This is a genomic window from Nocardiopsis lucentensis DSM 44048, assembly GCF_000341125.1.
Taxonomy (GTDB): domain Bacteria; phylum Actinomycetota; class Actinomycetes; order Streptosporangiales; family Streptosporangiaceae; genus Nocardiopsis; species Nocardiopsis lucentensis.
Window position 1 is genome coordinate 1 of sequence record NZ_ANBC01000658.1, and the last position, 391, is coordinate 391.

Genomic DNA, 391 nt, shown 5'->3' on the forward strand with positions numbered 1-391 from the left:
GCTCGGCCGCGGGCACCTCGGGCGAGACCACGGGTGACCCCGGCTCCGCCCCGGGCCAGGAGACCGGAAGCGACACCACCGCCGGCACCGGGGACGGAGCGGGCGGTGAGGACCCCGGGTACATCCCCGAGGCGCTCCCCCAGGAGACCGACACCCCGGCCTTCCCCGAGGTGCCCGACACCGAGCGCAACGACGTACCGGCCGACACGCCCGCCGAGGCGGAGGGCGATGTCGCGTCCGAGCGGTCGGAGCCGGCACCGGAGGAACCGGGCGGGGACGGGCGACCGGCCGGGGACGACACCGAGCCGGACCAGGACCCGGCTCCGTCGGGTGACCAGGAGCCGAGCGGCGGAACGGACACCCAGGACGCTCCGGCCGCCGCCGAAGCCGC

1 pseudogene is annotated in these 391 nt (G+C 78.0%); it reads left to right on the forward strand.

The window, feature by feature from the left end:
* Positions 1-391, forward strand: a pseudogene (locus D471_RS40400) (hypothetical protein); the annotation flags it as partial.